The organism is Agromyces humi (assembly GCF_009720255.1).
GTDB classification, from domain to species: Bacteria; Actinomycetota; Actinomycetes; order Actinomycetales; family Microbacteriaceae; genus Agromyces; species Agromyces humi.
Genome location: NZ_WJSP02000125.1, coordinates 1 through 9299, shown reverse-complemented (window position 1 = coordinate 9299; position 9299 = coordinate 1). Strand labels below are relative to the sequence as shown.

At 71.2% G+C, this 9299-nt stretch carries 10 protein-coding genes; 2 read left to right on the top strand and 8 right to left on the bottom strand.

Going from position 1 to position 9299, the window contains the following annotated elements; translation table 11 throughout:
- Window positions 1-1317: M20 family metallopeptidase (locus GH736_RS11635; RefSeq protein WP_235934069.1), on the top strand; the 1317-nt coding region annotated here is incomplete at its 5' end.
- On the opposite strand, the gene GH736_RS11630 is transcribed toward GH736_RS11635, so the two are convergent.
- The 8 genes from GH736_RS11630 to pdxS form a co-directional block, all read right to left on the bottom strand.
- Window positions 1305-1844 (bottom strand): GNAT family N-acetyltransferase, encoded by a 540-nt coding sequence (locus GH736_RS11630; RefSeq protein WP_203230736.1) that lies wholly within the window; start codon window positions 1842-1844, stop codon window positions 1305-1307. The two genes, GH736_RS11635 and GH736_RS11630, sit on opposite strands and share 13 nt — an antisense overlap.
- A gap of 103 nt (window positions 1845-1947) precedes the next feature.
- A complete protein-coding gene (locus tag GH736_RS11625) occupies window positions 1948-2970 on the bottom strand; it encodes an ABC transporter substrate-binding protein (protein ID WP_159603396.1) in 1023 nt (340 codons plus the stop codon).
- Window positions 2971-3078: 108 nt separating this feature from the next.
- A complete protein-coding gene (locus GH736_RS11620; RefSeq protein ID WP_159603394.1) occupies window positions 3079-3903 on the bottom strand; it encodes an amino acid ABC transporter ATP-binding protein in 825 nt (274 codons plus the stop codon).
- Window positions 3900-5099, bottom strand: a complete 1200-nt coding sequence (locus tag GH736_RS11615) for a crossover junction endodeoxyribonuclease RuvC (RefSeq protein ID WP_159603392.1) — start codon at window positions 5097-5099, stop codon at window positions 3900-3902. The genes GH736_RS11620 and GH736_RS11615 overlap by 4 nt, the downstream gene beginning before the upstream one ends.
- Before the next feature lie 10 nt (window positions 5100-5109).
- Window positions 5110-5868 carry a YebC/PmpR family DNA-binding transcriptional regulator gene (locus tag GH736_RS11610; RefSeq protein WP_159603390.1) on the bottom strand — a complete coding sequence of 253 codons (759 nt, stop codon included), beginning with the start codon at window positions 5866-5868 and terminating at the stop codon, window positions 5110-5112.
- A 104-nt stretch (window positions 5869-5972) separates the two neighbouring features.
- Complete coding sequence (locus GH736_RS11605; protein ID WP_159603388.1) at window positions 5973-6503, bottom strand: DUF1697 domain-containing protein; 531 nt, start codon at window positions 6501-6503, stop codon at window positions 5973-5975.
- A 34-nt stretch (window positions 6504-6537) separates the two neighbouring features.
- A complete protein-coding gene (pdxT, locus tag GH736_RS11600) occupies window positions 6538-7194 on the bottom strand; it encodes a pyridoxal 5'-phosphate synthase glutaminase subunit PdxT (RefSeq protein WP_203230735.1) in 657 nt (218 codons plus the stop codon).
- A complete protein-coding gene (pdxS, locus tag GH736_RS11595; protein WP_159603386.1) occupies window positions 7191-8081 on the bottom strand; it encodes a pyridoxal 5'-phosphate synthase lyase subunit PdxS in 891 nt (296 codons plus the stop codon). The genes pdxT and pdxS overlap by 4 nt, the downstream gene beginning before the upstream one ends.
- Before the next feature lie 110 nt (window positions 8082-8191).
- Here pdxS and GH736_RS11590 point away from each other — a divergent pair.
- Window positions 8192-9299, top strand: a 1108-nt coding sequence (locus tag GH736_RS11590) for an aminotransferase class I/II-fold pyridoxal phosphate-dependent enzyme (RefSeq protein WP_159603384.1), incomplete at its 3' end; no start/stop codon positions are given.

Sequence of the window (9299 nt, the reverse complement as noted above, 5' to 3'; positions counted from 1 at the left end):
CCGAGCTCGCTGTTCCTCGAGGCGGCCGCGGCGGAGGCAGAGCGACGTTCGGCCGCGGCCCCCGCGATCACCTCGCCGCACGTCGGAGCACCGGCCGAGGTGAGGACCGCCGTCACGGGCGCCGTCGACGGGCTGGCGCCTGCGCTCGGCGACCTCGCCGCTCGCATCTTCAAGCTTGCGGAACCGGGCTTCGCGGAGAGCGGGAGCGTCGCGGCGATCGCCGAGCTGTTGGCCAGCGCGGGCATCGCCCCGACGGTCGGCGTGCACGGCCTGCCCACGGCGTTCCTCGCCGAGGCCCCCGGCACGAGCGACGGTCCGACCGTCGCGGTCCTGGCGGAGTACGACGCGCTCCCGGGCCTCGGCCACGCCTGCGGCCACCACCTCATCGCCGCGGCATCCGTCGGCGCGTTCCTCGCCCTCGCCGAGGCGCGAGGCGCGCTGCCGCCCGGCACGTTGCCCGGACGGATCCTGCTCCTCGGCACACCCGCCGAGGAGGGCGGCAACGGCAAGGAGCTGCTCGCCCGGGCCGGCGCCTTCGACGGTGTCGACGCGGCCGTGATGGCGCATCCGTTCGGCGCCGACGTCGCCGACCCGCCGTTCATCGGTCGCAGAATCGTGCGGATCGTGTACCACGGCGTCGCGGCGCACGCTTCGGCGGCGCCCTGGCAGGGCCGGAACGCGCTCGATGCCGCCACCCTGAACTACCAGGCGGTCGGCCTGCTGCGCCAGCACCTCGCACCGGGCGATCGCATCCACGGCGTGTTCGTCGACGGCGGCGAGCGCCCCAACGTCGTGCCCGAGCGCGCCGAGCTCGAGTACTACGTGCGCTCGCACGCCGCGGACACGCTGCGCGAGCTCTCGGCTCGGGTCGACGACATCGCGCACGGCATCGCCCTGGCCACCGGCACCGGCGTCGAGGTCATCTGGGATCCGCAGCCGTTCAGCCTGCCGATCCGCCACAACGCCCCGCTGGGCGACCGCTGGGCGCTGGCGCAGGCCGAACGAGAGCGCATCGTGCGGCGAGCGGCCGACGCACCCTCCCACCAGTCGGCGTCGACCGACTTCGGCAACGTCAGCGTCCGGGTGCCCGGCATCCACCCGGTGATCCGGGTCGCACCGCCCGACGTCAGCCTGCACACGCGTGAATTCGCCGCATATGCGGGCGCCCCCGAGGCGAGCACGGCGGTGACGGATGCCGCGTACGGCCTCGCGACGACGCTTGCCGACGTCCTCGTCGACGACGGGCTGCTGGCCGCCGTGCGCGCCGACTTCGCGGCGCAGGGCGGCGTGCTCGACGTCGAGGGCTACTTCGCCTGACTCCCCGGCGTCGACGCCCCGGTCTCGGGACGGGCCCGGCGCACCATGCGGATCTCGCGCACGCCGTCGTCGACCTGCACCGTCCCGTCGGCGACGAACCCGTGCCGGCGATAGAACGCCTGCGCCCGCGGGTTCGGGTCGGCGACCCAGAGCGCGGCGGATTCGCGGGCGTCGACCACGGCGTCGAGCAGGGCGGCACCCGCGCCCGATCCGTGCTCGGCGGCGAGGACGTAGAGCACGTACAGGTGGGTGGTCCAGCCGGGCTCGGGCGGATCCGGCGGGCCGGCGAGCGCGACCCCGATGAGCTCGCCGTCGCGCTCGGCGACCGCGGCGCGGCTCGCGCGGTAGCGCTCGTCGGTCAGCGCGGCGATCCAGAACCGTTCCCGGAACGCGATCAGCCCCGGGTCGTCGAGCACCTCGTCGCGCATCAGCCCGCGGTACGTCTCGCGCCACGACCGCACGAGCACGCGCGCCATCTCGGCGGCGTCCTCGACGCGCGCGGCGCGAACGGTCACCGGGGATGCCATGCCCGAACCCTACCGATCGCGACGGCGATCCGAAGCACGCGAACGACGGATGCCGCGCAGCCCTCGCCACGCGGCATCCGTCGACGGATCGGGCCGTCGAGCCCTACTCGGACTTCGGCAGGCCCGGCGGGTTGATCTCGGACTCGTCGACCGCCTCGCTCGTGAGCGCCCAGCGGTCGAGCACCTCCTGGTAGGTGCCGTCATCGATGATCGACTGGAGCACGAGCTGCACCGGCTCGATAAGGCCGTTGCCCTTCGCCGTGCCCGCGGCGATGGGCGCCGTCTCGGGCCAGCCGCCGTTCAGCGTGCCGACGAGCTTCGTCTCGCCGGTGGTGGCGGCGCGGTAGGCGGCGGTCGCGTTGGGGCCGAACGTGGCGTCGACGCGGCCCGACGAGAGTGCGAGGTCGGATGCCGCCTGGTCGTCGTAGTAGACGAGCTCGGCGGGCTGCTCCCCCTGGCTCTCGAGCTCTGCGTTCCACGCGAGCAGGATCTTCTCCTGGTTCGTGCCCGAGCCGACGACGATCTTCAGGCCCGAGATGTCCTCGGCGCTCTCGATGGCGTCGATGTCGCTGTCGGCCTTGACGTAGAAGCCGAGCAGGTCCTGCCGGTAGCTCGCGAAGTCGTAGAGCTCCTTGCGCTCCTCGGTCACCGTGACGTTCGACGCGATGAGGTCGTACTTGCCCGACTGGATGCCGAGCGGCCAGTCGGCCCAGTTCACGGCCACCGGGTGGTACTCGAGGCCGAGGCCGTCGGCGATGAGCGAGCCGAAGTCCGCCTCGGTGCCGATCACGGTCGCGTCGTCGTCGGATGCGAGCACCCCGAGCGGCGCCGCGAACGGCGAGACCGCGACGGTGAGCTTGCCCGCCTCGATCGGCGTGAAGCCGCTCGCCTCGAGCGCGTCGACGGCGGCCTGCACCGGCTCGATCGTGGGCCGGTCGGCGGCGTTCTGCGACGTGAGGTCGAACTGCGCGGCCTCCTGCACCTGCTCCTCGGTGCTGCCGGATGCCGCGGTCTCGGCCGCGGCGGAGTTGCCGGCGCTGACCGCCCAGACGATGCCGCCGCCGACGAGCGCGACGACCGCGACACCCGCGACGATCACTCCCACCTGCTTCTTGTTGATGGCCATGAGTGGACTCTCCTAGTGTTGTTCCGTCCGATAGCCGGGTCGGTTTCTCGGATTCGCCCGGTGCGGCAGTGCAATGCCGCACCGGGTTCTTCTCGCGGGGCTCGGGTTCTAGAGCACCTTCGCGAGGAAGTCGCGGGTGCGGCGCTGGCGCGGAGCGCGCAGCACCTGCCCCGGGGTTCCCTGTTCGACGATCTCGCCGTGGTCGAGGAAGACGACGCGGTCGGCGACCTCGCGCGCGAAGCCGATCTCGTGCGTGACGATCACGAGGGTCGTGCCGTCCCTGGCGAGGCCGCGGATGACGTCGAGCACCTCGCCGACGAGCTCGGGGTCGAGCGCCGACGTCGGCTCGTCGAAGAGCAGCACCTTCGGCGAGAGCGCGAGCGCCCTGGCGATGGCCACGCGCTGCTGCTGGCCGCCGGAGAGCTGCCGCGGGTAGTGGTCGGCCTTGTCGGCGAGGCCGACCCGGGCGAGCAGCGCCTCGGCGAGGGCGCGGGCGTCGGCCTTCGAGAGGCGCTTGTGGGCGAGCGGCGCCTCGACGATGTTCTCGATCGCCGTGAGGTGCGGGAAGAGGTTGAAGTTCTGGAAGACGAGCCCGACCTGGGTGCGCCGCCGCAGGATCTCCGCCTCGCGCAGCTCGTGCAGGGTGTCGCCCTTGCGCTCGTACCCGATGTACTGCCCGTCGACCGTGATCGAGCCGCGATCGACCGTCTCGAGGTGGTTGATGGCGCGCAGCAGCGTCGACTTGCCCGAGCCCGACGGGCCGATGAGCGCGACGACCTGCCCGGGCTCGATCGTGAGCGAGACGTCGTGCAGCACCAGGTTCGTGCCGTACGACTTCGACACGTCGGCGATCTCGACCCGGCCGACGGTCGCGGCCTTGCGGGTGGGCACGAAGTGCTCGTCGAACGACGGCGTCAGGGTCGTGGTGGTCATGCGGCACCTCCGGCGCGCGTCGTGATGGGTTCTGGGTCGGCGGATGGCGGGGCGTCGCCGAGTCGCTGCCACTGCGTGCGCGTCCAGGCCTTCGCACGTTGCACGGGTGTCGGCGGCAGCTCCCGCACGGCGCCGCGGGCGAACCGCCGCTCCACGTAGTACTGCGCGATGGACAGGATCGTGGTGATGAGCGCGTACCAGACCACCGCGACGAGCAGCAGCGGGATGACCCGCTGGTTGCGGTTGTAGATGACCTGCACCGTGTAGAACAGCTCGGGCAGCGCCACGATGAAGACGACCGAGGTGCCCTTCACGAGCCCGATGATCTCGTTGAACGCGTTCGGCACGATGGCCCGCGCGGCCTGCGGCAGCGTGATGCGGAAGAACCGGACGCGGCGGGGCAGCCCGAGCGCGCCCGCCGCCTCGAGCTGGCCCTGGTCGACCGAGAGGATGCCGGCGCGGATGATCTCGGCGGAGTACGCGGCCTGGTGCAGCGAGAGGCCGATGGTCGCCGCGGCGAAGGCACTGATGAGCGTCGTGGTCGGGAACTCGACGAGCCAGAAGTCGGTCGTGAACGGCGTGCCGAGTCCCAGCGTCGGGTAGAGGTAGCCGAGGTTGTACCAGACCAGGATCTGCACGACGAGCGGCACGGACCGGAAGAACCAGATGTACCACCAGGCCGCGCCGTTGAGCAGTGGCGACTTCGACAGGCGGAACACCGCGAGCACCGCGCCGAGCACGAACCCGATGACGCCCGACACGGCCGTGAGGGCGAGGGTCAGCCAGAGGCCGTTGATCACCGAGGGGGCGAAGAAGTACTCGGCGAACACGTCCCACTGCCACTGCGGGTTGGACGCGAGCGACCAGAGGAACTGCAGGATGACGAACGCGACGACCGCCGAGAGCACCCAGCGTCCCCAGTGCTTCACGGGCACGACGCGGAGGCCGGCGTCGACGTGACCGCCCGACGCGTCGGCGCGCGCGAAGACGCGCTCGAGCGCCACGGCCTGCGGCCGGTGCTCCTCGAGGATCGCCTCCAGGCCATCGGCGATGCGCGCCAGCCGTCTGGGCGTGTCGAGGTCGGCCGGAGAACGCAGCACGACGACGTCGACGAGACGGGCGGTGCGGTTCGGCTCGACGTCGACCACACCCACGCCGCAGCGCGTGAGCCCCGGGTCGATGCCCAGCACGCGCACGGCGATCGGCCTAGTCCTCGGCTTCGAGCTCGGCCTGCACCTCGGCCGAGAGGTCGAAGTTGCTGTAGATGTTCTGCACGTCGTCGCTGTCTTCCAGGGCATCGATGAGCCGGAACACCTTGCGGGCGGTGTCGGCGTCGACCTCCACCTTCAGGTTCGGCACGAACGCGGCATCCGCCGAGTCGTAGTCGATGCCGGCCTCCTGCAGGGCCGTGCGCGCCGCGACCATGTCGGACGCCTCGGTGATCACCTCGAAGGTGTCGCCCTCGTCGTTGACCTCCTCGGCGCCTGCATCGAGCACCGCGGCGAGGATGTCGTCTTCGGTGGTGCCCTCGGACGGGACGACGATGACGCCCTTGCGGGCGAAGTTGTAGGCGACGCTGCCGGGGTCGGCCATGGTGCCGCCGTTGCGGCTCATGAGCGTGCGCACCTCGGCGGCGGCACGGTTCTTGTTGTCGGTGAGGCACTCGATGAGCAGCGCGACGCCGTTCGGGCCGTAGCCCTCGTACATGATCGTCGTGTACTCGATCGACTCACCGGTGAGCCCGGCGCCGCGCTTGATGGCGCGGTCGATGTTGTCGTTGGGCACCGACGTCTTCTTCGCCTTCTGCACGGCGTCGACCAGCGTCGGGTTGCCCGAGAGGTCGGCACCGCCCATCTTGGCTGCGACCTCGATGTTCTTGATGAGCTTGGCGAACGACTTCGCCCGTCGCTGGTCGATGACGGCCTTCTTGTGCTTGGTCGTCGCCCACTTGGAATGCCCGGACATGATGCTCCTGAATCGCTTCGCGGCGGGTGCATCCGCCGACGAACCATTGTATGGCAGCGATCGAGCGGCATCCGGTCGACGGGCGGATGCCGCGGCGACCCGCTTCAGACGAGGATCTTTCGCAGCGTGCGGAGGTTGCGATTCGTCGTCGCGGGCTTGTACTTCGCCTTCGACAGCAGCTTGGCGAACGGGGTGTCGACGGTCGTGCCCTTGACCGGGTTCCAGTAGACGACGCCGTCGCCCGCGGCGAGCGGGTCGACGTCGGGGTCGGCCTGGTCGGCGAAGCCCATGAGCTCGTCGGCAATTGCCCGGTCGGGAGCGAAGATCACCCAGGGCTGCCGGTCGGCATCCTCGGCGTCGAAGGGGAACGCGTCGATCGCCCGCTCGAGCTCGGCGTGCGTGATGAGCACGATCCACGCGTCGTATCCGAACCGGTCGCGCAGCCCCTGCTCGATGCGCGACTTCACCGTGGTCCTGGAATCGCGCGACGGGGCCTCGAACACGACGTTCCCGCTCGCGAGGACGGTGCGCACGCCCTCGAATCCGAGCCCGGCGAAGAGGTCGCGCAGGTCGGCGGACTTCACCGTGATGCCGCCGACGTTGACGCCGCGGAGAAGGGCGATGTACTCGGTCATGTCGCGACCCTATCCCCCACTGCCCACCTCCGGGTCAGTGGGTCGAGCGCTGCGTCCTGTCGCGCACCTTGCCGAGGAAGTACTCGTGGAATCGGTACTCGCCGGTGATCTCGGGATGGAAGCTCGTGCCGAGCAGGTTGCCCTGCTCGACCGCGACGACGCGCCCGTCCTCGAGCGTTGCGAGCGCCGTCGCGCCGGGCCCGACCGAGTCGACGACGGGCCCGCGGATGAACACCGCGTGCACGGGCTCGTCACCGAGCGCGGGGATGTCGAGGTCGGTCTCGAACGACTGGTTCTGCGATCCGAAGGCATTGCGCCGCACCACCACGTCGAGGCCGCCGAGGCTCTGCTGGCCCGCGATCGCGTCGAGCACCCTGTCGGCGAGCATGATGAGCCCCGCGCAGGTGCCGTACACCGGCATCCCGTCGCCGATCGCGGCCTTCAAGGGCTCGGCGAGGCCGAACGAGCGCGAGAGCTTGTCCATGACGCTCGACTCGCCACCGGGGATGACGAGGCCGTCGATCTCGGCGAGCTCATCCGGCCGACGCACCAGCGACACGCGGGCGCCGAGACGCGACAGCACGTGCGCGTGCTCCCGGAAGTCGCCCTGCAGGGCGAGCACGCCGACGCGGGGTCCGGCCGCAGCCTCCTCCCCCGCGCCGATCGACTCGCTGCGGAGCGTGGAGGTCACCAGCCGCGCTCGGCGAGACGATGCGGGGCGGCGAGGTCGCCGACGTTGATGCCGACCATGGCCTCGCCCAGGCCGCGCGACACGTCGGCGATCACGGCGGGGTCGTCGTAGAACGTCGTCGCCTTGACGACGGCCGCGGCGCGGGCCTCTGGGTTGCCCGACTTGAAGATGCCGGAGCCGACGAACACGCCGTCGGCGCCGAGCTGCATCATCATGGCCGCGTCGGCCGGGGTGGCGACGCCGCCCGCGGTGAAGAGCACCACGGGGAGCTTGCCGGTATCGGCGATCTCGGCCACGAGCTCGTACGGAGCCTGCAGGTCCTTGGCCGCCACGTAGAGCTCGTCGCGCGTCATCGACTTCAGCTGGTTGATCTCGGAGGTGATCTTGCGGATGTGCTTGGTCGCCTCGGAGACGTCGCCGGTGCCGGCCTCGCCCTTCGAGCGGATCATGGCCGCGCCCTCGTTGATGCGTCGGAGCGCCTCGCCCAGGTTGGTGGCGCCGCACACGAAGGGCGTGTTGAACGCCCACTTGTCGATGTGGTTCACGTAGTCGGCGGGCGAGAGCACCTCGGACTCGTCGATGTAGTCGACGTCGAGCGCCTGGAGCACCTGCGCCTCGACGAAGTGACCGATGCGGGCCTTCGCCATGACGGGGATCGAGACCTCGGCGATGATCGCCTCGATGAGGTCGGGGTCGCTCATGCGGGCGACGCCGCCCTGGGCGCGGATGTCGGCCGGGACGCGCTCGAGCGCCATGACGGCGACGGCGCCGGCGTCCTCCGCGATGCGGGCCTGCTCGGGCGTGACGACGTCCATGATGACGCCGCCCTTCAGCATCTCGGCGAGGCCGCGCTTCACGCGGCTGGAGCCGGTCTCGACAGTGCTCATCGGGGGGTCCTTTCGACGGATGACGCGCGCTCGCGCAGTTCGGCGGACCGGGCGTCCGCTTGACCTAGGCCAAAAGATAGCATGGTCCGGACCCTAGACTCGGAGCACCCATGGATCATGACCTGACCCTCGAGATCACCGGACGATCGGCCGCGGACATCGCCGCGAGCGTCCGAGCACTCATCGAGCGCGGCGGCCTCCAGCCGGGCGATCCGCTGCCCCCCGTGCGCAACCTCGCGGAGAGCCTGGGGGTCAACCGCAACACCGCGGTCGCGGCGTACCGCCAGCTGACCTCGGCCGGAATGGTCGTCACCCGCGGCCGCGGGGGTACGCACGTGGCCGACCGCTCCGCCGTCGCGCAAGAGGGCTTCGCCCCCGACAGCGTGCTCCGCGACGTGGCGACCGGGAACCCCGACCCCGATCTCATCCCCGACCCGTCCCGTGCGCTCGCCGGCATGGCGGGACGCCCGGTGCTCTACGGCGAGCCCGTCATCGACCCTGGCCTCGAGCAGTGGGCGCACGCGTGGATGCGCGCCGACCTGGCCCCGTCGGAGCTGCGGCTCACGATCACGAACGGGGCCGCCGACGCGGTGGAGCGGCTGCTCGCCCAGGCGCTCGTGCGCGACGACGCGGTGGCACTCGAGGATCCCTGCTTCCTGACCAGCATCCACACCGTCCGCGTCGGCGGATATCGCGCGGTGCCGGTGCCGGTCGACGACGAGGGCATGACGGTGGATGGTCTCCGGTCCGCGCTCGAGCAGGGCGTGCGTGCCGTCGTCAGCACGCCGCGGGCGCAGAATCCGACCGGGGCCAGCCTCTCGGAATCGCGCGCCGCCGACCTGCGCGAGGTGCTGCGCGCGTACCCCTATGTGCTGGTGATCGAGGACGACCACTTCTCGATGCTGTCGCGAACCCCGTTCCGCTCACTCATCGGGCCCGATCATCGGCGATGGGCGCTCGTGCGATCGGTGTCGAAGTTCCTCGGACCCGACATGTGCCTCGCCGTCGCGGCATCCGATCCCGAGACGGCCGAACGACTCGCGACGCGCCTGACCCCAGGCACCACGTGGGTGAGCCACCTCCTGCAGCGCCTCGTGCTGTCGCTCGTCACCGACCCCGACGTCATGGCCCGCGTCACGGCCGCCGGAGCGCAGTACGCGGCACGCAATGCGGCGTTCGCCGCGCGGCTCACCGCGGTCGGCGTGCCGGCCGCAGCCG